Below are 20,554 nucleotides of genomic sequence, written 5' to 3'. Positions count from 1 at the left end.
TTAAATTAGTTTTGGCATGAAACGACCATCCTCGCCAGTCCCAACTTTCGACTCAATGCTTCTGCCCACGATTCAAGCCCTCCAGGCCTTAGGCGGTTCTGGCACAATCGAGGAAATCTATGAAAAAGTAGTTGAATTACTTAATATCTCAGATAAGGTTCTTGAAATCACTCACGGGAATACCTCGCAGAATGAGGTCGAATATCGCCTTGCATGGAGCCGGACTTATCTAAAGAAATATGGCCTTTTACAGAACTCAGCACGTGGCGTTTGGTCTTTGGCTGAGACAAGCATAAATCCTAATACGCTAGATCCCAGAGAGATTGTAAGAGTAGTTCGAGAAGCGGATAAAAACAAGACAGAAACTTTGAGTTCAGACGCAGGAGAGGCTATTGACCCTCTCGAAGCTTTTGAAGAGATTGCGTGGCATCAACAGCTTCACAGGACATTGCTATCTCTTGATCCATCAGCATTTGAGCGTTTGGCCCAGCGTCTATTACGTGAATCAGGTTTTATTCAAGTTCAAGTTACAGGGAAATCTGGGGACGGGGGAATTGATGGAGTTGGAATTGCTCGTATTAATGGCTTTTTAAGCTTCCACGTCCTTTTTCAATGCAAGCGTTATCAAGGATCAGTCACAGCAAGTCAGATTCGTGATTTTCGCGGAGCAATGCAGGGAAGAACTGATAAAGGATTATTTATAACAACTGGGACATTTACTAGAGACGCGATCAAAGAAGCAACAAGAGACGGGGCACCGCCAATCGATTTAATAGATGGCGAGCAGTTGGTCCAAAGATTAAAAGAGTTAGGGCTTGGGGTAAAAATAACAATGATAGAGTCAGTTGACATCGATACTGCCTGGTTCCAGAAGATTTAGCTAGAGGGATGTCGCCATGTTTAAAGCGCTTAGTAAACCATCGTCTTTAATTCATGAAATTCAGCTTGAAAAGGTTGGCAATTGGAGTCTGTTCGAATTCAGTGAGTCTCTTTCGCTGCGAATGGAGAGCCTTTTAGAAAAGAAAAAGGCTGATCAACTCACACCTGATGAAATTGCTGAGCTAGATCGCATGTTTACTCACACGAACGCCATGCTGGCTGCTCAAACTGCCACTTAGGGATACAGCAAAAACCATAGAGCCTAACCATAATGACTGAACTACTTGCCAGAATTACGGTTAACCCTAGGCAGTGTGGTGGTCGTCCCTGCATTAGAGGTATGCGAATCCGAGTGTCAGATGTGCTTGATCTGTTTGCATCGGGTCTGAGTGCGGAAGAGATATTAGAAGAGATGCCAGACCTGGAAGCAGATGATCTCAAAGCTGCTCTGATGTATGCTTCGCGGAAGCTCAACCATCCGGTATTGGTAGCATGACCATCTGGGTAGATGCTCAGCTATCACCTGCGATCGCAACCTGGATTACGAGTACCCTTGGCCTTGAAGCGATCGCCCTACGAGACCTCGGCCTCAGGGATGCAGAAGATCTCGAAATCTTTGAGGCAGCGAGATCACAGCAAGCCATCGTCGTAACCAAAGACAGTGACTTTGTTGATCTGGTTGAGCGCCTTGGCCCACCGCCCCAAATCATATGGCTGACCTGTGGCAATACCTCCAACCTGCGGCTGCGTGAGATTTTAGGCACGATGTTGCCGAGAGCACTAGAACTTTTAGCATCCGGCGAAACGTTGGTAGAAATTAATGGATAGAAGCCTATCCTCTCCCGAGGAAGAGCTTTATCGCAGGACTGACGAGGTGCTGCACTACCTGTGGGACCCCATTGGGGTGGCGGGTATTCCGGGGGCGCGAGATGAGTACGATGCCTACCTGCCTCAGGTGTTTAGCCTGCTGAAGGAGGGTGCAGAGATCGAGACAATCGCCGACTACCTCTTCGAGGTCACCACCCAATCTATTGGGCTGGGCGGGCGGCGCGATCGCGACCTGCAAATAGCCAAAACCCTGATGAATTGGCGGATAGCCATTCTGAGTGCTGGATCAATTTGACCAGTAAATCGTGATCCCCGCCGAACCATGAGAACACAACTGCACAGCTTTCGACCGGCAAATTGCGGTGTTAAAATATTGGAGGTTAGTTTTCGGTAGATTTCGCTTGTTTCATTTCATTTCTGATTTCCGATACAGCTTCGTCTCCGTTGACTCACTGCACTTGCACAGTAAGGAGACAAGCTTATGTCACTCTATGTTGGTAACCTGTCCTACGATGTCACCCGCGACGATCTAGAGCGGGTGTTTGCAGAATACGGCGACGTGAAGCGGGTGAGCCTGCCCACCGATCGCGAAACCGGTCGTCCTCGCGGCTTTGCCTTTGTCGATATGGCCGCAGAAGCCCAAGAAGACAGCATCATCGAAGCTCTTGATGGGGCCGAGTGGATGGGCCGCGAACTGCGGGTCAACAAAGCCCGCCCCCGCGACGATGCTCGCAGCAGTGCGGGCGCTGGCGGCGGCAACGGCGGCAACTACCGTCGCACCGGCTTCTAGGCTAGTTTAGCCAGCTCGATCAGAGCCAAATAATGGAAAGGGTAGGTCATAGCGACCTACCCTTTTTTGCGCTCTCGGCAATTCTGTTGGCCAATGCCAGGGCTTTCCTCGACTGGAGATTCTCTCTAGAGAGTTGGAGCGTTGGCCCAATGAACACCTAGAAACTCTCGCGATCGTCCACCACTGGAGAGCGATCGACCGTGGGCTGGGGTCTGCCGTTGGCATCCAGATAGCCCAACTCTTTCAAAAAGGCATAGAGAGCCGAAGGAAAGTCAGGATATTCCTGCACCAGTTCGCCCTCCTCGTTATAGGTTTCTGTACCCCAGAAGTCATTGCGATCGTAGTGGGCCAGCATAAACTGCCAGGCTTCGCGATAGCGCCCCAGGCGAATATTTTGGGCTACATAGCCCGCTAACACACCGTTTTTGTCGCCGCGATCGGCAAACTCTGGGTCTTCTACGGTGAAGCGCATTCCGGCAGCTGTGTCTTCGAGATAGTTGGTGAACTCGGGGGTGGCATCGCGGTACTCGCCATTGTCGTAGGTGAGCACCACCGTGGGCGGGTACGACCCAGCGTAGGAGCTAAAGCTGTAGAAAAAGGCATTGTCGAGGGTGACAAACTCCATGCGCCCGTCGCCGTTGAGGTCCTTAAATTCGCCACCGCCGCCGTCGAGGTAGGTGAAGTAGATGGGAGTGAACTGGTCGTCTTGCCAGGCATAGGTGGTGTAGGCCATGCAGCAGTGGGCACCGCCGGTAAAAGTTTGCACCACCACCTCGGGGGTGCCGTTCTGGTCGAGGTCGATCAGATCAATGCCTGCAAACATGGCGGCGGTGTCTTCCACCGAGAGCTTGAGCTCGCCGTTATAAAAGAGCTGGTATTGGAGATTGTTGCCAACTTCGTCGGCCTGGTAGTCGATGGGGGTGTAGCTCGCCACCACGCGAATTGGCCCCTGCTCAATGGCCGCATTGTCGAGCCCAGGGGTGTCGTAGTCGATCTCAAGGCGGGGGTTGTCGGCCAGGGCCGGAAGCCCCAGGCTGAGCAAGCTGCCGACTAAAAGGCTGTTTAGAATCGTTTTCATACCAGTTCTGCAACTTTATAAATATGCGCGTCTGTCGTAATGCCCCCTTAGCCTGCCCCGGTAGATTGTGCTGCTACCAGCGTCGCCAGTGGCGTTTACCCACCACAAAAATGCCCAGCAGTACTCCCACGATCACCGGGTAAGACATGGTTGCCAGAGCTGCCGGAATGGGTAAAAACCCCTTGGCAAACAGCACCAGGGCAATGCAGGGCACCAGCGCCCACAGCACGCCAGTGTCAATGTATATACTGGTAAACCACCGCTCTAAAATGGTCAAAGCCAAGGCACCAACGCCAAACCCGGCTGCAATAGGTAGCACCATAAACAGCAGCTGCATGAGGGGCAGCAGGCCTTGTCCTACGTTGGCCAGCAGTAGAGCTAGCCCCTGGGCCAGCAGAATGTCAGCAGCGGTGGCGATCGCCACCGTCACCAGGGCCACCTGAAGCAAAATTGCCCAGGGCAGCGACTTTAGCCGCCAAAAAGGGTTCCGCATAGTCGCTGGGGGTAAGGGTCACGCCCATTATTACGCCGAATGCCTGCTGCGATCGCCTTTACAAGGCCAGTTTTGAGACCGCCGTAAGATTTCTTCAGACCGTCAGAAGCAGCGGTGATGGCGCAGATAAGTAAATCTTTGCGGTGCCCGTGCCTTAGATATGGGATAACAATAAGTGCGGGGTAGGCACGGGTCTAGCCCAGTTTTAAACACCTTTGGTCTGGTCTATGGAAAAGCTGCTGCAGGGTCTGCGCGAGTTTCAGGAAGAATACATTCCTGAGCACCAGGAGCTCATTCGCAAACTGGCCAAGGGACAGTACCCCAGGGTGCTATTTATCGGTTGCTCTGACTCGCGGGTAGACCCCACGATCATTACCCAGGCCGAGATTGGCGACCTGTTCATCATTCGCAACGCGGGCAACATTATTCCTCCCTACGAGGCTACCAACGGTGGCGAAGGGGCCACCATCGAGTACGCCATGGAGGCGCTTGACATTCGCCAGGTGATTGTCTGCGGCCACACCCAGTGCGGGGCAATGAAGGGGCTATTGCAGATCGGCGAACTCGAAGAAAAAATGCCCCTGGTCTATCACTGGCTGCGCCACACCGAGGCCACCCGCAAGCTGGTAGAAGACCACTACGGTACCCTGCCCAAGAAAGAAAAGCTCGATATGCTGGTGGCCCAAAACGTGCTCACCCAGATCGATAATCTACAAACCTATCCCTCAGTGCGATCGAAGCTGCACGCAGGCACCCTGGCCATCCACGGCTGGATCTACCAGCTCGAAACCGCCCAGCTCCTCGCCTACGATGAGGAAACTAAGGCCTTTGTACCGCCCCACAGCAAAATCTACGCCGACCTCGAAGATGCCAAAACGCTCAAACCCGGCGGGCTGTCGCTTCAGTTTGACGATACGGTGAAGCCCGGTGCCGGGGCTCCCTCCGTTGCTCGTCCCGATTTTTCTGAGCCAGTACAGCCCCACTGGCCAGGGGCCAACCGCCTCAGACCTGACCAGGCGGCGCGTATTTTTCGGGGCGCTGGGGTTTAAGGGGCCATGGTGATGGTCAATTTTTGAGGCGTTGACCGATGACTCAGACTCCGCAACGGGTATTGCTTTACGACCAGGATTTGGTTCTTTGGTTAGAGGATGTGGCGTCAGTCATCTTTCCCGATCGCTGTCTCCTGAGCCAGTCGGTGGATGACCTATTGAGCGTTGCCTACTGGGCTGAGTAGCTGAGTTGTTTCTCTCAAGCCAGATTCCAGGGTGGGCATTGCCCACCCTACGGTGCTGTAGGGTGCATAGCGCCTTGGGCGCGGCTCCGCCTACGCGGCTATACCCTCATCGGGAATGCCCCGATCGCTCTGATTAGCCGCAATGCACCGCTGGGAATCGGGGGCACACAAACAGGATTTGGCATCATAATCAGCAGCCCCGTCCGGGCGCAGCATGCTGCGCCTCTATCGATCAAAACTCGCAATTCGCCGTGCCGCCCCCACGCTCTGCTCCCCAGGGCCAAAGGTGATCTCTAGAGCCTGCTGCTCGGCAAAGGCGCTGGAGGCCTCACGGTAGACGGTGCGGGTGGTGGGCAGGGTGCGCCGCTGGCCGTTGTAGTCAAAGGTAAGGGCATATTTGACATCCTTTTGCAGAGCCAGTTCGCTGCGCTGCTCGATAGATTCGCGTTTGCGGGCGTCGAGCTCATCGGCGGTGGGGCGGGGCGGCAGGGGCGGCCAGTAGAGGCCGTCGTCGTCGGGGCCGGTGGCAGCCCCCTCGGGGCGCACCCCGTTGCGGGTGACCAAAGAGTTGGAGCCAAAGGTTTCGAGGTGAATGTTTTGGCGGCGATCGAAGCTGCGGGCGTACTCAGCCTGCCAGGTTTGGGTGACGGTGGCGGTGGCTTCGTAGGTACCGGTGGTGACGGTATTGCCGGTGGCGGGGTAGTTTTCGCAGCCTGCCACTAGGCCCAGGGTCAACCCGAGGGCACTCGCCTGCAGCCAGCGGGGGATAGAAAACTGAGGAATTGACGTAGGCATGGCAAGGGTGAGCAATTGAGCACATCACAATGTATAAACGCTACCAGCGCTTTATATAGAACCCCTCTGAAAAGCGACAGGGGCTAAAAGTGGCACAGCAGCGCAGCAGCGCAGATTGCTTTATCCACTGTTGTGAAGTTAGCAAGAGGATTGGCAACGTTAACCTGGGGTTATCTTTTGGGCTACACCAGACGGCTTAGCATGGGCAAGTGACTAAAGATACAGGGCTGATGGCAAGAACCAGCAGATGCTCGCCTGGCTAATGCAAAGACTTACTGAAGTCCTTCTTTGGCAAGCTGATCATCGCTGTAAATTACATTCAATTGATTTAGTCCATCTGGCGATCGCCCCCAGGCCATGCTTGAGCCCTGTAGTTAACGTTGGCACTGTGCATTTTCCGGTTGTCCCCTGAGGGCGATCGGGCTTTCCCCCAAACTGGCCCATGACCCAAACGTCTATCTCAATTCAGCAGACCTTTCAAACCCTGCCCCCCTTTGACCGGCTGCCCGTCGCTGCCCTCCAGCAGCTGTTGCAGACGGCCCAGCCCCTGCGGTATCGGCTGGGCCAGCCCCTGCTGCGGCGAGAGGCCTTGACCCAGCAGGTGATCGTGCTGCTCGAAGGGCAGGCGCGACTGCTGGGCTACGACCCGCGCACCCAGCAGCCCCTCACGCTACAACGGTTTGACCGGGGCGAAATGCTGGGGGTGATCAGCCTGATTCGCGGGGTGCCCTGCGAGACGGTGATTGCCTCCACCGAGGTGCTGGCCCTGACGCTGCCCTCCTACACATTTTTGAATCTGCTGAAGGAATACCCCGAGTTTGGGCAAGCGGTGCGCGATCGCCCCTATGCGATCGAGGCCTTTGATCTCGTCAGCGAGCATGCCAAAGCCAACGCCCTGGACATGGGCGATCTCAAGGCCAAAGCCCAAACCATCTGTGCCGAATCGGCGATTGTCACCCTCCCCAGTGGCCCCTGCACCCTAGACCATCTCGATCAGGAGCTGATCTGGGTGCTCAGCGGCGGCACCGTGCTCAACCTGCCAGTCGGATCCACCCTGCCCCTCGATCAGCCTGTGGAAGTGCTTAGCCCCCAAGGCGCAAGGCTGCTGGGCATGACCCCAGCGGTGCTCGCCGACACCCTGCCCGAGGCCCCCACCTCTGAGCCCCAGACTGAGCCCAGCGACGTCGAAGTGCTCGATGTCAACGGCATTCCCTACGCCACCCCAGCGGATATGGCCCCGCGCAGTCAGGCGACCTCTACCCCAGAGCGGCCTCCTCGCAGCTACCCCTTTGCCCGAGGCCGGGGCGAAGTCGATGGGGCTCTGGCCTGCTTTGACATGCTCAGCCAGCATTTCTCCATGCCCTTCCGCAAAGATGTGATTCGCCGCATCTTGGCCAGCCAGCACGAGCGTATGGGCCAGCTCTCTCTGCCCATCTGCGGCTCCATCAGCGAGATGATGGGCCTCAAAACCCAGCTAGTGCGGGTGCCCCTTGGAGCCTTTGGGCGGCTCAACACTCCCTGCCTGATCCGCTGGCACGAGAGCTTTGCGGTGGTCTACGAAACCTCAGAAAAAGCCTATATTTTGGGCGATCCCGAGGTGGGTGTCATTCGCCGCACCCCTGAGAGCTTTGCGGAGGTCTGGGGCGCTGGTGACGCTGGGGGGGGTGAGGTGCTGCTGCTCGAACCCACCCGCGAAACGCCCCAGCAAAAGTTTGGCCTGCAATGGTTTTGGCCTTCGATTCAAAAGTACCGCTGGGTGCTGCTGGAGGTGTTTATCGCCTCGTTCTTTGTGCAGCTGTTTGGCCTGGCCAACCCGCTGATGGTGCAGATCATCATCGACAAGGTGATCGTGCAAAACAGCGTCGATACCCTCCAGGTGCTGGGTGTCTTTTTGGTGATTGTGGCGATCTTTGAGGCGCTGCTCACCAGTTTGCGCACCTACCTATTTGTCGATACCACCAACCGCATCGACATGACTCTGGGGTCGGAGATCATCGATCACCTGTTTCGCCTACCCCTGCGCTATTTCGACAAGCGCCCGGTGGGCGAACTCTCCAGCCGCATCAACGAGCTGGAGAATATTCGCTCGTTTCTCACCGGCACGGCGCTGACGGTGGTGCTCGACGCGGTGTTTTCGGTGGTGTACATCGTGGTGATGTTCATCTACAGCTGGCTGCTCACCCTGGTGGCCCTGGCGACGATTCCGCTGTTTGTGCTGGTGACCATGCTGGCCGCCCCGATCGTGCGCAAGCAGCTGCGCATCAAGGCCGAGCGCAACGCCGCGACCCAGTCGCTGCTGGTCGAGTCGCTGTCGGGCATTCAAACGGTGAAGGCCCAAAACATCGAGCTGCGCACCCGCTGGAAGTGGCAGGAGCGCTACGCCGAGTACGTCAGCGCCGGGTTTAATACGGTGCTCACCTCTACCGCCGCCAGCAGCGCCAGCAACTTTCTCAACAAGCTCTCGGCGCTGCTGGTGCTGTGGGTGGGGGCCTACCTGGTGCTCCAGGGCCAGCTCACTCTGGGCCAGCTGATCGCCTTTCGGATTATTTCGGGCTATGTGACCGCGCCGATTTTGCGGCTGGCCCAGCTGTGGCAAAACTTTCAGGAGACGGCGCTGTCGCTGGAGCGGTTGTCAGACATCATTGACCACCCCCAGGAGACCGATGCCGACGAGGCCAACCAGATCCCGATGCCGGAGATCACTGGCCAGGTGACTTTTGAGAATGTGGCGTTTCGCTTTGCCCCCTCTGGCCCTTTGCAGCTCAACAACGTCAGTCTGGAGTTTCCGGCGGGCATATTCATTGGCGTGGTGGGCCAGAGTGGCTCGGGCAAGAGCACCCTGATGAAGCTGCTGCCCCGGCTCTATGAGGTGGAGTCGGGCCGCATTCTGATCGACCACTACGACATCAGCAAGGTGGATCTGCACTCTCTGCGGCGGCAGATCGGTATTGTGCCCCAGGACAGCCTGCTGTTTGAGGGCACCATTCAGGAAAATATTTCGCTCACCAACCCCGATGCTGAGCCCAGCGTGATTATCGAAGCGGCGAAGATTGCCTGCTGCCACGACTTCATTATGGATTTGCCCCTGGGCTATAACACCCGCGTCGGCGAGCGCGGATCGACCCTCTCGGGGGGGCAGCGGCAGCGGATTGCGATCGCCCGCACCATCCTGCAAAACCCGCGCCTGCTGATTTTGGACGAAGCCACCAGCGCCCTCGACTACGACACCGAGCACCAGGTGTCGATCAACCTGCACGGCTGGGCCAAGGGCCGCACGGTGTTTTTCATCACCCACCGGCTCAATACCATCATGCAGGCCGACCAGATTTTGGTGATGGATCAGGGCTCAGCGGTAGAGTTGGGCACCCATGCCGAGCTGATGGAACTGCAGGGGCGTTACTACACCCTGTTTCAGCAGCAGTCGAGCGGGTTGTAGGGAAAATTCTAAGTTTTGAGTTTTTGGCTATGGGCCAACCCCTTTCCCCCTAAACCCCAACAACACCTCTCCCCACCTTCTCCATCCCCGTCACCACCCCTAACCCATCCACCCTCAACCATGGTTCGCATCAACGGCTTCACCCCCAACCAGACCCCCACCAATTCCAACGGCGATACCGTGCTGGCCAACCAGCCCTCGCGGCAGCGCACCGACTTTGACAAGCCGGTGATTTTACGCCAGTCGCCCCGGTGGTCGCGGGCGGTGATCTGGAGCCTGGTGGGGGTGACCGCCGCCACCCTGACCTGGGCCTGCCTGGCCAAGTTTGAGGAGGCCATTCCCGCCCAGGGCAAGCTGGAACCCAAGGGCATGGTGCAGCCGGTGCAGGCTCCGGTGGGCGGCGTGGTGCAGGAGGTGCTGGTAACCGAAGGGCAGACGGTGGCGGCGGGCGACCCGCTGCTGCGCTTTGACCCCAACACCACCCAGGCCCAGCTCACCTCCCTGGAGACGATTCGCACCAAGCTGCTGGAAGAAAACGCCTACTACCGATCGCAGCTCGCCGACGCCTTAGATGCCACTGCCCCGGTGGACATTGCCCCCGGCCTGGTGCAGCTGACCAGCAACCGCGCCGCCCTGGTGGCCGAAAATGCCCTCTACCGGGCGCAGTTGGCGGGGGATGTTACTGGGGAGAGCCTGCCTGTGGCCCAGCGCGATCGCCTGCGGGCCGCCAACGCCGAACTCAACTCGCGCCTCAGCATTGCCAACCTGGAGGTCGATCAGCTGCGCCGCCAGCTCACCCAGACCCAGGCTCAGCTCACCAACGCCCGCGATGCCCTGCAGGTCAACCAAAATATTCTCGATCGCATTCAACCGCTGTACGAGGCAGGGGGCATTGGCGAAATTCAGTACCTCCAGCAGGAGCAGGAGGTGAACAACCGTCAGACCGAGGTCAACCGTCTGGTGGAGGAAGAGCAGCGGCTATTGTCGGCGATCGCCCAGGCCCAGGAGCAGTTTCGCAGCACCCAGGCCACCTCCCAGGACGACCTGCAAAAACGCATCGCCGCCAACGACAACCAGATCGCCAATATCGACAGCCAGCTGACCAAAACCATTCTCGAAAACGACAAGCGCCTGCAAGAGGTCAATAGCCAGATCGCCCAGCTCCAGCAAACCCTCACCTACCAAGATCTGCGCGCCCCGGTCAGCGGCACAGTGTTTAACCTCAAGGCCAACCAGCCCGGCTACGTGGCCAACTCCACCGAGCCCATTCTCGAAATTGTGCCCAGCGATGCTCTGGTGGCGCGGGTGTTTATCACCAACCGCGACATTGGCTTTGTGCGCGAGGGCATGGAGGTGGATGTGCGCATTGACTCGTTCCCCTACAGCGAGTTTGGCGATGTCAAGGGCACCCTGAGCCAGATTGGTTCCGATGCCCTGCCCCCCGACCAGATCAACCCCGCCTTCCGGTTTCCGGCAGAGATTACCCTCAGCGATCAGTCGATCGCCATTGACGGTCAACCGGTGCAGCTGCAGTCGGGCATGTCGCTGAGTGCCAACATTAAAACTCGGCCCCGGCGGGTCATCACTATCTTCTCTGATTTGTTTGTGCGCAAGATCGACACGGTCAAGACCGGGCGCTAGGCGGGGAAGGCAGAGGGCAGAAGGGAAAATCTGGACATATCAGAGCTTTTGCCAAGTCAGGGGCGCGGGTGGTGGGCAGTTCAAACAGGCAGCGACCGTAGGATTGCAGGACGACCTCAGGGTGCAAGAACGCCCAAAACCCGAAAATCATCGTCATTAAGTCGCTAAAAGAAGCGTGGCTTGGCCCTTCTTTGCCCATATCTACCCACAACCACCCTTGATGAAATGAGAGTTTTCGCCATTCGATATCAGGGTTATCGAATGGCCACATAGTCTTGCCAGGTGGTGCTGTAGCGCTCAAGGATGGACGCGGTTGACGGGTCTAAGGAGAGGGCCATGGATCGTCACCAGGGGCGATGGGATGGGGAATGGCGCTGTTTTACTCCTAATTTATTGTAAATAGTAACCGGGTAGACCCGTGGAGCTGGGAGGGGCGACGGCGATCGCCCTGGGTCTAAGGCTGCCTGTATACAGAAGCGTTGTCGCATCAAGTATAGAAAAGTTAGCGGAATCAACCTTCATTTGATAGAATAGAATCTATCAAACTGCGCCATTGCGAGTGGGGGAGGTTCTCCATTGATTCACGCTACGCTGCACCAGCTCAAGGTTTTTGAAGCCACGGCCCGCCACGGCAGTTTTACCCGTGCCGCCGAAGAGCTCTACCTGACCCAGCCCACCGTCTCCATTCAGGTGAAGCAGTTGACTAAGGCGGTAGGGCTGCCCCTGTTTGAGCAGATCGGCAAGCGTCTCTACCTCACCCAGGCGGGGCAAAAGCTGCTCGAAACCTGTCAGGAGATCTTTGACGGCCTCGACCAGTTTGAGATGGCGGTGTCAGACATCAAGGGCCTCAAGCAGGGCCAGCTGCGCCTAGCGGTGATCACCACGGCCAAGTATTTTGTGCCCCGGCTGCTGGGGCCGTTTTGCCAGCGCTTCCCCGGCATCGATATTTCGCTGAAGGTGACTAACCACCAGCAGATTCAAGAGCGCATGGTCAACAACGACGATGATCTCTATATTGTCAGCGCCCCCCCTGAGCAGCCCGACCTGAAAATTTACCCATTCCTGGAGAATCCGTTGGTTGTCCTCGGCCCGCAGGATCACCCGCTGGTAGGCAAGCCGCGATCGCCCATCACAGTCCTCGACGGCGAGCAGTTCATCATGCGTGAGCCGGGCTCAGGCACCCGCTACGCCGTGCAAAAGCTGCTGGCTGAGCACGATGTCAACGTCAAAGTGCGGCTAGAGTTGGGCAGCAATGAGGCGATCAAACAGGCGATCGCAGGCGGTCTGGGCATTTCCGTCCTCTCGCTGCACACCATCATCTCTGAGGGCACCCGAGGCGAATTTGCCATCCTCGATGTCGAGCACTTCCCCATCGATCGCCACTGGTATGTGGCCCACCTGGCGGGCAAACAGCTCTCGGTGGTTTCCCAGGCGTTTTTGAACTATCTGCTAGAAGAGAGCCACGCCATGGTTGACAGCCTGCTACCGGGGATCAACCGCGCCCCAGCGGCGATCGGCTCAGAATCAAGTTCTAAGGGTAGGGAGCTATTGACCAAGGTTTAACCCGGTGGGTGGGTCGCCCTTCTCAGCTCGATCGCGGTCGTCTCTGGGTTATGTCAGGCCGAGAGAGCAGGATTTCTGCCGCCGACCTCCCCTCTCTTACCCATCTGAGCCAGGGTGCAGCGTCAAAATCTAGTCTGCCATCGCCCGCGGCGACCTGAGAATGGTTAGACCGGTGATGCGATCTGGCTGGGTTCTACGCTACCGCCGCAACCTGTGCGGGCATCCTGAGTAAGACCCTATTCCTTGGAGGATTTCTCCGATGGCAACCTTTGAAATTTTGGAGCGCGAGGGCACCCGAATGGTGAAAGCTACCCTCGTCAACGAGACGGTGCGCACCGAGTCAGGGGCGCTGCACTACCTGCGCGGCCCCATCAAAATGGAGACTCAAATGCCTTCGGCGGGGGGCTTTCTCAAGTCTTTGGCGACGGGAGAAAACATCTTTCGGCCCACCTACACCGGCACCGGCGAGCTGTACCTGACCCCGTCTCTGTCGGGCTACCACATTTTGGACGTGGCGGGCCGCGAGTGGATTTTAGACGGCGGTGCCTACTGGGCCAGCGAGGGCAGTGTCGAGGTCTCGGTGGAGCGTAACAAGCTGCTGACCGGCCTGGTGGGCGGTGAGGGGCTGTTTCAAACCAAGGTCAAGGGCAAGGGCAAGGTGGTAATGGTGGCCCAGGGACCAGTGGAAATGGTGAAGCTCCAGGGCGATCGCCTGGTGGTAGACGGCAACTTTGCGATCGCCCGCACCGGTGCTATTAACTACCGGGTCGAAAAAGCTACCAAATCTCTGATGGGCTCCGTCACCTCGGGAGAACTGCTGGTCAACGTGTTTGAGGGCACGGGCATGGTGCTGTTGGCCCCGGTACCCTACTGGCAGGTGCTGCTGCAGCGCCAGGTGGCCGCTGCGAGCAGCAGTACGTCTCGGTAGCGATCGCCTCCAGGCCATTGTTTCACCGCTGCCGATGTCATACTAAATAGGCAAAACCCCAGATGCCTATTCATGACTGATTTTCTCTCCGTTCTCAACTCCGCCCAGCGTCAGTCAGTCGAGCACTACTGCGGCCCGCTGCTGGTGGTGGCGGGGGCGGGGTCGGGCAAAACCCGGGCGCTCACCTTTCGCATCGCCAACCTGGTGCTCACCCACAAGACCGACCCCGACAACATTTTGGCGGTCACCTTCACCAACAAGGCCGCCAAGGAGATGAAGGAGCGCATTGAGGTGTTGTTTGCCGAGCAAGACGCCCAGGCCCGCTATGGCAAATCGCTGTCGGCGCTGCCCGAGCATCAGCAGACCAAGCTCAAGTCTCAGGTCTACAAAACCATTACCAAGCACCTGTGGATTGGCACCTTCCACGCCCTCTGCGCCCGCATTCTGCGCTTCGACATTGAAAAATATCAGCACCCGGCGGGCTACCGCTGGACGAAGAATTTCTCGATTTTTGACGAGTCCGACGCCCAGGGCTTGGTCAAAACCATCGTCACCCAAACCCTAAACCTAGACGATAAGAAGTTCAATCCGCGATCGGTGCGCTTTGCCATCAGCAACGCCAAAAACCAAAACCTGACGCCCGACGAGCTGGAGCGCGAGCAGCCCAACTACCGGGGCCGGGTGCTGGCCGATGTCTACCGCCACTACCAAAAGGCTCTGGCGGAGAATAACGCCCTGGATTTCGACGATCTGATTCTCATGCCTGTGCACCTGTTTCAGCAAAACGAGCAGGTGCTAGCCTACTGGCACAAGCGCTTTCGCCACATTCTGGTAGACGAATACCAGGACACCAACCGCACTCAATACGACCTGATTCGCCTGCTGGCCACCAATGGCGAATCCATTGCCACCTACAAAGACTGGAACCACCGATCTGTTTTCGTCGTTGGTGATGCCGATCAATCCATTTATTCCTTTAGAGCAGCCGACTTCACCATTCTGATGAATTTTCAGGATGACTTTGGCGACGGGCTGCCCGACGACGACACCCGCACCATGGTGAAGCTGGAGGAGAACTATCGCTCCACCTCTAACATTCTCGAAGTCGCTAACCACCTGATCGACAACAATACCGAGCGCATCGACAAAGTGCTGCGGGCCACCCGGGGTGAAGGCGAGAGCATCTACGTGTACCGGGCCGACGATGAGACCGCCGAGGCCGACTTTGTGGTCAGCCAGATTCGCAATTTAGAGACCCAGCACCCAGAGCTAAACTGGGGCGCGTTTGCCATTCTCTACCGCACCAACGCCCAGTCTCGCGCCTTTGAGGAAGTGCTGACTCGCTACAGCATTCCCTACCAGGTGGTGGGGGGGCTGCGGTTTTACGATCGCCGCGAGATCAAAGATGTGCTGGCGTACCTGCGGGCGATCGCCAACCCCTTTGACACCGTCAGCCTCAAGCGGGTGATCAACGTGCCCAAGCGGGGCGTGGGCAAGGGCACCATCGATAAGCTAGAGCAGGCCACCCAAACCCTGGGCGGCATTCCCCTGTGGGAGATTCTCGCTGACGACACCTCGGTGAAAACCCTGGCGGGCCGCTCTGCCAAGGGCGTGCTGGAGTTTGCCGAGATCATCAAAAAGCACCGCCAGGGTATCGACGATCAAAAGGGTTCTGAAATCATTCAGGGCGTGCTGGAGGACAGCGGCTACCTGGCGGCGTTGAAGACTGAGGGTACTGACGAGGCCGATGAGCGCTTTGGCAACGTGCAGGAACTCTACAACGCTGTGCTGCAATTTGAGGAAGAAAACGTCGATGATCCGTCGCTGCTGGCCTTTTTGTCTAACGCCTCCCTCGCCTCTGACCGGGACGACAACAAAGAGGGCAAAAACGCCGTCTCGCTGATGACTCTGCACTCTTCCAAGGGCTTAGAGTTTCCGGTGGTGTTTTTGGTGGGTCTAGAGGAAGGGTTATTCCCTAACTTTCGATCGATGGAAGACCCCGCCGCCCTAGAAGAAGAGCGCCGCCTCTGCTACGTGGGCATCACCCGAGCGCGGGAGCGATTGTTTATTTCCCACGCTCGGGAGCGCCGCCTCTACGGCAATCGTGAACCGGCTAGCCCCTCGCTGTTTTTGGCCGAGCTGCCCACCGACTTGGTCACCGGCAACAGCGGCACCAGTCTGCCCCAAAAGTGGAGCACCCCCATGCGCGAGGCTCGCAACAAGCGCGAGACCGCCGCCAGACCCGGCAGCGGTGCCCACGAAACCGACTGGACTGTGGGCGATGTGGTGGTACACAAGGCCTACGGCGCAGGAGAAGTGACCCACATTTTTGGGGCGGGCAACAAAATCTGTCTGGCCATTCACTTTCAGGGCCAGGGGCGCAAAATTATTGACCCCAAAATTACGGCATTGCAGCGGGCCGAGTGAGGTCACCCTAGCTCTGGTCTCGACTGGGTTGCTACTGCCGCAAAGAAATTATCCTGTTAGCGATCGCGTTAGCCCGTGCCCTTCAACCCAATTGACTGACATGACCACCCCCCCATCAGTTGATGCCATTAACCCCTTACAGCCCACCGATCCCTACAGTCGAGAGCATCAGATCTTTCCGGTGCTGCTGGCCGATCAAGTAGAGCGAGCTGCGGCCCTAGGTACGGTAGAAACGTTGCCCCAGAGCACGGTGCTCTTTGAGCGCGGACAGCGCACCGTCGACTTTTTTATTGTGCTAGAAGGGTCGATTGAAATCTATGAAACCCAACCCAACCGTAAAAACATCATTACCACTCACCGCAAGCACGAGTTTACCGGTGAGATCGATCTGTTCAACAATCGCCAAATTTTAGTCAGTGGCCAAATGGGGGAAGACGGCCAGGTCATTCGCATTGGCCGCGCTGCCTTTCGCAAGCTGATTACCGCTGAGCCCGATATCGGCGAAATCATTATGCGGGCGTTTATGCTGCGCCGGGGGGCCTTGATTGTTCATGGTCAGGGCGGGGTGACCCTGGTGAAGGGGCAGCAGAGTGCTGACAGTGTGCGAATTGAGCGTTTTTTGCGGCGCAACGGCTACCCGATTGAGCTGCGAGACTACATTACCCAAGACTGTACGGAGGTGCTGAGCCGCTACAACCTGACCGAGGCCCAGCTGCCAGCCGTGATCATTCGCCTGGGCGATGTAGTGCTGAGCAACCCTAGCAATTATGAGCTGGCCTCGGCCCTGGGGCTGGTCGAAGAGATTGACTATGTTGAGCCCTACGATGTCGCCATTGTCGGGGGTGGCCCCTCGGGGCTATCGGCGGCAGTCTATGCGGCGTCTGAAGGGCTAAAAACGCTCTTGCTAGAGAGTGAAGCGCCGGGCGGGCAGGCCAGCACCAGCTCTAAGATTGAAAACTATTTAGGCTTCCCCACAGGGATTTCGGGACAGGCTTTGGCGGGGCGGGCCCAAGCCCAGGCGATGAAGTTTGGGGCTACCATTGCGCTGCCCCGCCAGGTGATGACCCTAGACTGTAGTCAGCACCCGTTTCAGCTCAGTCTGTGTGATAAAGACGACGCTACTAAAACGGTCAAAGCCCGCTCAGTTGTGATCGCTAGCGGCGCGACCTACCGCACCCTGCCGGTAGAAAACAGCCGCGCCTTTGACAATGCCGGGGTCTATTATGCGGCCACGGCGATGGAAGGTGGCCTCTGCAAAAATGAGGCGGCGATCGTCGTGGGTGGCGGCAACTCTGCCGGGCAGGCCGCCGTGTTTTTGGCATCCCAGGCTAGCCATGTGCATCTGCTAATTCGACGCGACAGTCTCAAAGACACCATGTCTGACTATTTGATCGGGCGTATTCTTTCCTCCGATCGCATCACTCTGCACACCTACACCGCCATTGTGGCGCTTGAGGGCGATCGCCATCTAGCGCAGATCACCTGGCAACACCTAAAAACGGGAGAACTCGAAACCCACCCCATTCGTCACGTGTTTTTGATGATTGGCGCACAACCTAACACCGACTGGCTCAACGGCTGCTTGGCCACCGACGACAAAGGCTTTATCAAAACTGGTTTAGGTGTAGTTGACGAAGCCAGCGGCCAACGGCAGCCGATGATGTTAGAAACCAGCGTGCCCGGTGTGTTTGCGGTGGGTGACGTGCGATCGGGGTCGATCAAGCGGGTTGCCTCTGCCGTGGGCGAAGGGTCGATGTCGGTTAGCCATGTCCATGCTTTTTTAGCAAGCCTGGCAGCCCCCACGGCTTAATGGGCGGCCAGGCTAGGAAGGCCCTAGTGGTCTGTCAACTCTAAAATTGTCGGTTGGGTGGTGCGCTAGCAGAACCCAACCGACCAGTGCCCCTATGGGCCTAGAAGCCGTTATTCTGAGAGGCAGGCGTTGCAGCGGGAGTTACACCATGGGCCTGTTTGAAGACCTGAGCAAATTTCTTGAAACCCGGCTCGACGAATTTCTCAAAGCCAATCCTCACCTGGAGTTGATGGGACTAGAGGATCAGCTACGGGGCCAAGAGCAAGATGCCATTCGCCTACTGGGCGACCTCAAGCGTCGTGAGCAGCAGCTGCAAGACAGCATTCTCGCCACGGCCCAAGACATTCAGCGCTGGCACGAGCGGGTGAAAAATGCCCAGGCGGCCAATCGCGTTGACCTGGCCAAAGCCGCCGAAGAGCGCGAGGCCGCCCTACTGCGCCAGGGCAACCAGTACTGGGGCCAAATGCAGGGGGTCAAAGAGCAGATCGATCAAACCCGCACCCTGCAACGCGAGATTCACGATCGCCGCCGCGAGCTCAAGGCCAAAATTGCTGAGTCCCAGGCCCAGCGCACTGCTCAGCGCACCAGCTGGGATGCAGGCTGGGCCAAGACCCCCTTTGACAGCTTCGGCAAAGACCCTACGGATCCACTTGAACAGTCATTTCAGCGGTGGGAGATGGAGCAAGAGCTAGAAGATCTGAAGCGAGGGATGGGGCGTTAGATATGAAATTTGTGCTCTACAGCAAGCCCGGTTGCCACCTGTGCGAAGGGCTCGAAGAAAAACTCGTCGCCGCCAACCATCTGGCCTTTGAGCTAGAGGTGCGCGACATCACCACCCGCGACGACTGGTTTCAGCGCTACCAGTACGAGATTCCGGTGCTGTGCCAGGTCATCTACGGAGAATCTGGTGCCCAAGAAATCCCTTTGCCGCGCCTGTCGCCCCGCACCCCCCAGGCTAGGGTGGAGCAATTGATACAGACTTATATGGGCCAGAGTAAGGCAGAATAGGTCAACTTCAATGATGTGAGGAGTTGCTGACATGAAGCTGCGCCAACTGCTTGAGGATCTGCCCCCAGGGCTAATTGAGCCTGGGTTTACCCTGGCTGATGGAAGAGATGCCGATATTAAAGGCTTGTGTACCAACTCCCACGCTTGCCAGCCGGGGGATGTGTTTTTGGGTATGCCGGGCACGCGGGTCGACGGTGGCGAGTTTTGGCCCAGCGCGGTGGAGTTGGGGGCAGCGGCGGCGCTGATTTCTGCCTCGGCCCTGGGGGCTAGGCCCGTCGAGGGCGATGCCTGGGTAGTGCCCATGACCGATATGTCGGTGGCCTGCGCCGAAGTGGCGGCGCGGTTTTACAACTATCCGGCTCGACAGATGGGCCTAGTGGGGGTGACCGGCACCAACGGCAAAACCACGACCACCCACCTAGTCGAGCATTTGCTCAATGCGTCGGCGCAGCCCACAGCCCTGCTGGGAACGCTCTACACCCGCTGGCCGGGGCATCAGCAAACCGCCCTCTACACGACGCCCTTTGCCGTTGAGCTACAGGCAGAGCTAGCCAAGGCTAGGGATGCGGGCTGTCGCTACGCCGTGCTCGAAGTCAGCTCCCACGCCCTGGCCCAAAAACGGGTATGGGGCTGCCCCTTTGAGGTGGCGGTATTTACCAACCTCACCCAAGACCACCTCGACTATCACCAAGGCATGGAAGACTACTTCCAGGCTAAGGCGCTGCTGTTTAGCGAGGCCTACCTGGCGGGTCGGGCGGTGGTGAATGTAGACACGCCCTACGGCGATCGCCTGATCGCCCAACTTCCCCCCGACCGGGTATGGGCCTACAGCACCCAAAACCCTGAGGCTGACCTGTACACGGGCGACCTGATGTACCAGGCCAACGGTGTGACCGGTATGCTCAAGACCCCAGCAGGTACAGTGCCCTTTAGCTCGCCGCTGGTAGGGCAGTTTAATCTAGAGAATTTGCTGGCGGCGGTGGGGGCGGCGCTGCACCTGGGCGTTTCCCTCGACACTATTGCGGCGGCGCTGCCGGGCTTTGGCGGGGTGCCGGGGCGCATGGAGCAGGTGAAAATCTCTGAGAGCCAAGACATCAGCGTGATTGTCGACTACGCCCACACCCCCGACAGCCTGAAGAATTCTCTAATGGCGGCGCGGCCCTTTGTGCCGGGGCGGCTGATCTGCGTGTTTGGCTGTGGCGGCGATCGCGATCGCACCAAGCGCCCCCAGATGGGCCGCATCGCCTACGAACTGGCCGATGTGGTGGTGGTCACCTCCGACAACCCCCGCACCGAAGACCCCGAGCAGATTTTGCAGGATGTGGTGGCGGGCATACCGGCTACGCTAAGGGCCGATCAGGTGGTGGGCGATCGCGCCACCGCAATTCAGTCGGCCATTGCCATTGCCCAGCCTGGGGACGGTATCTTGATTGCGGGCAAGGGCCACGAAGACTACCAAATTCTCGGTACCGAGAAAATTCACTTCGACGATCGCGAACAGGCCCGCATTTTTCTGGCAAAACGGTATTCTGTATAACACTCGGCCCCTAGCCATGGCGGTGTTATGTGAAAACACGCAACATTGATGCCGCCATTCTGGGTGGTTAAAGATACGCTATGGGTACTGTGCCGTTCGCCTGTGCG

The 20,554-nt window shown here is 57.8% G+C and carries 20 protein-coding genes and 1 pseudogene; 17 read left to right on the top strand and 4 right to left on the bottom strand.

Going from position 1 to position 20,554, the window contains the following annotated elements; genetic code table 11:
- The first annotated feature begins 16 nt into the window (after nt 1-16).
- From AC0QKW_RS09595 to AC0QKW_RS09570, 6 genes are all read left to right on the top strand, one after another.
- Nucleotides 17-880: a restriction endonuclease gene (locus AC0QKW_RS09595; protein WP_473150843.1), complete on the top strand. Its 864-nt coding sequence runs from the start codon at nt 17-19 to the stop codon at nt 878-880.
- A gap of 16 nt (nt 881-896) precedes the next feature.
- On the top strand, nt 897-1,118 hold the full coding sequence (locus AC0QKW_RS09590) for a hypothetical protein (protein WP_473150842.1): 222 nt from the start codon (nt 897-899) through the stop codon (nt 1,116-1,118).
- Between the two features lie 32 nt (nt 1,119-1,150).
- Nucleotides 1,151-1,375, top strand: a complete 225-nt coding sequence (locus AC0QKW_RS09585) for a DUF433 domain-containing protein (RefSeq protein WP_473150841.1) — start codon at nt 1,151-1,153, stop codon at nt 1,373-1,375.
- On the top strand, nt 1,372-1,707 hold the full coding sequence (locus AC0QKW_RS09580) for a DUF5615 family PIN-like protein (protein WP_473150840.1): 336 nt from the start codon (nt 1,372-1,374) through the stop codon (nt 1,705-1,707). Before AC0QKW_RS09585 ends, AC0QKW_RS09580 begins: the two co-directional genes overlap by 4 nt.
- The gene (locus tag AC0QKW_RS09575) at nt 1,700-2,002 is read left to right on the top strand and encodes a hypothetical protein (protein WP_473150839.1); all 303 of its coding nucleotides are present in this window, start codon (nt 1,700-1,702) and stop codon (nt 2,000-2,002) included. The genes AC0QKW_RS09580 and AC0QKW_RS09575 overlap by 8 nt, the downstream gene beginning before the upstream one ends.
- Nucleotides 2,003-2,188: 186 nt before the next feature.
- Complete coding sequence (locus AC0QKW_RS09570; RefSeq protein WP_473150838.1) at nt 2,189-2,497, top strand: RNA recognition motif domain-containing protein; 309 nt, start codon at nt 2,189-2,191, stop codon at nt 2,495-2,497.
- Nucleotides 2,498-2,654: 157 nt separating this feature from the next.
- Here AC0QKW_RS09570 and AC0QKW_RS09565 read toward each other — a convergent pair whose 3' ends face one another.
- Nucleotides 2,655-3,575, bottom strand: coding sequence for a hypothetical protein (locus AC0QKW_RS09565; protein WP_473150837.1), 921 nt, complete (start codon nt 3,573-3,575; stop codon nt 2,655-2,657).
- 73 nt (nt 3,576-3,648) lie between these two features.
- Nucleotides 3,649-4,068, bottom strand: a complete 420-nt coding sequence (locus tag AC0QKW_RS09560) for a peptide chain release factor 1 (protein WP_473150836.1) — start codon at nt 4,066-4,068, stop codon at nt 3,649-3,651.
- 227 nt (nt 4,069-4,295) lie between these two features.
- On the opposite strand from AC0QKW_RS09560, the gene AC0QKW_RS09555 reads away from it, so the two are divergent.
- Nucleotides 4,296-5,117, top strand: coding sequence for a carbonic anhydrase (locus tag AC0QKW_RS09555; protein WP_473150835.1), 822 nt, complete (start codon nt 4,296-4,298; stop codon nt 5,115-5,117).
- 38 nt (nt 5,118-5,155) lie between these two features.
- A complete protein-coding gene (locus AC0QKW_RS09550) occupies nt 5,156-5,302 on the top strand; it encodes a hypothetical protein (protein WP_473150834.1) in 147 nt (48 codons plus the stop codon).
- 225 nt (nt 5,303-5,527) lie between these two features.
- Here the strand turns inward: AC0QKW_RS09550 and AC0QKW_RS09545 are convergent, their stop codons facing one another.
- On the bottom strand, nt 5,528-6,097 hold the full coding sequence (locus AC0QKW_RS09545; protein WP_473150833.1) for a hypothetical protein: 570 nt from the start codon (nt 6,095-6,097) through the stop codon (nt 5,528-5,530).
- Nucleotides 6,098-6,539: 442 nt separating this feature from the next.
- Here AC0QKW_RS09545 and AC0QKW_RS09540 point away from each other — a divergent pair, with 442 nt between their 5' ends.
- Together AC0QKW_RS09540 and AC0QKW_RS09535 are read left to right on the top strand one after the other, a co-directional pair.
- Nucleotides 6,540-9,533: a type I secretion system permease/ATPase gene (locus AC0QKW_RS09540; protein ID WP_473150832.1), complete on the top strand. Its 2,994-nt coding sequence runs from the start codon at nt 6,540-6,542 to the stop codon at nt 9,531-9,533.
- A gap of 120 nt (nt 9,534-9,653) precedes the next feature.
- Nucleotides 9,654-11,174 (top strand): beta-barrel domain-containing protein, encoded by a 1,521-nt coding sequence (locus AC0QKW_RS09535; protein WP_473150831.1) that lies wholly within the window; start codon nt 9,654-9,656, stop codon nt 11,172-11,174.
- A gap of 52 nt (nt 11,175-11,226) precedes the next feature.
- Here AC0QKW_RS09535 and AC0QKW_RS09530 read toward each other — a convergent pair.
- Nucleotides 11,227-11,512, bottom strand: a pseudogene (locus AC0QKW_RS09530) (Uma2 family endonuclease); the annotation flags it as partial.
- Nucleotides 11,513-11,750: 238 nt separating this feature from the next.
- Here AC0QKW_RS09530 and AC0QKW_RS09525 point away from each other — a divergent pair.
- The 7 genes from AC0QKW_RS09525 to AC0QKW_RS09495 all read left to right on the top strand — a co-directional run bounded on the left by AC0QKW_RS09525 (nt 11,751) and on the right by AC0QKW_RS09495 (nt 20,447).
- Nucleotides 11,751-12,737 carry a LysR substrate-binding domain-containing protein gene (locus tag AC0QKW_RS09525; protein WP_473150830.1) on the top strand — a complete coding sequence of 329 codons (987 nt, stop codon included), beginning with the start codon at nt 11,751-11,753 and terminating at the stop codon, nt 12,735-12,737.
- A 259-nt stretch (nt 12,738-12,996) separates the two neighbouring features.
- The gene (locus AC0QKW_RS09520; RefSeq protein ID WP_473150829.1) at nt 12,997-13,665 is read left to right on the top strand and encodes an AIM24 family protein; all 669 of its coding nucleotides are present in this window, start codon (nt 12,997-12,999) and stop codon (nt 13,663-13,665) included.
- 72 nt (nt 13,666-13,737) lie between these two features.
- Entirely contained in the window at nt 13,738-16,092 is a 2,355-nt protein-coding gene (gene pcrA / locus AC0QKW_RS09515) for a DNA helicase PcrA (protein WP_473150828.1), read from the top strand.
- A gap of 100 nt (nt 16,093-16,192) precedes the next feature.
- Nucleotides 16,193-17,902: an FAD-dependent oxidoreductase gene (locus AC0QKW_RS09510; protein ID WP_473150827.1), complete on the top strand. Its 1,710-nt coding sequence runs from the start codon at nt 16,193-16,195 to the stop codon at nt 17,900-17,902.
- 148 nt (nt 17,903-18,050) lie between these two features.
- On the top strand, nt 18,051-18,623 hold the full coding sequence (locus AC0QKW_RS09505) for a TIGR04376 family protein (RefSeq protein ID WP_473150826.1): 573 nt from the start codon (nt 18,051-18,053) through the stop codon (nt 18,621-18,623).
- 2 nt (nt 18,624-18,625) lie between these two features.
- A complete protein-coding gene (locus AC0QKW_RS09500) occupies nt 18,626-18,910 on the top strand; it encodes a glutaredoxin family protein (RefSeq protein WP_473150825.1) in 285 nt (94 codons plus the stop codon).
- Nucleotides 18,911-18,941: 31 nt separating this feature from the next.
- On the top strand, nt 18,942-20,447 hold the full coding sequence (locus AC0QKW_RS09495; protein WP_473150824.1) for a UDP-N-acetylmuramoyl-L-alanyl-D-glutamate--2,6-diaminopimelate ligase: 1,506 nt from the start codon (nt 18,942-18,944) through the stop codon (nt 20,445-20,447).
- The last annotated feature ends 107 nt before the right edge of the window (nt 20,448-20,554 follow it).

The organism is Pseudanabaena sp. PCC 9330 (genome assembly GCF_055795045.1).
This window is presented reverse-complemented; position numbering and strand designations above follow the sequence as displayed.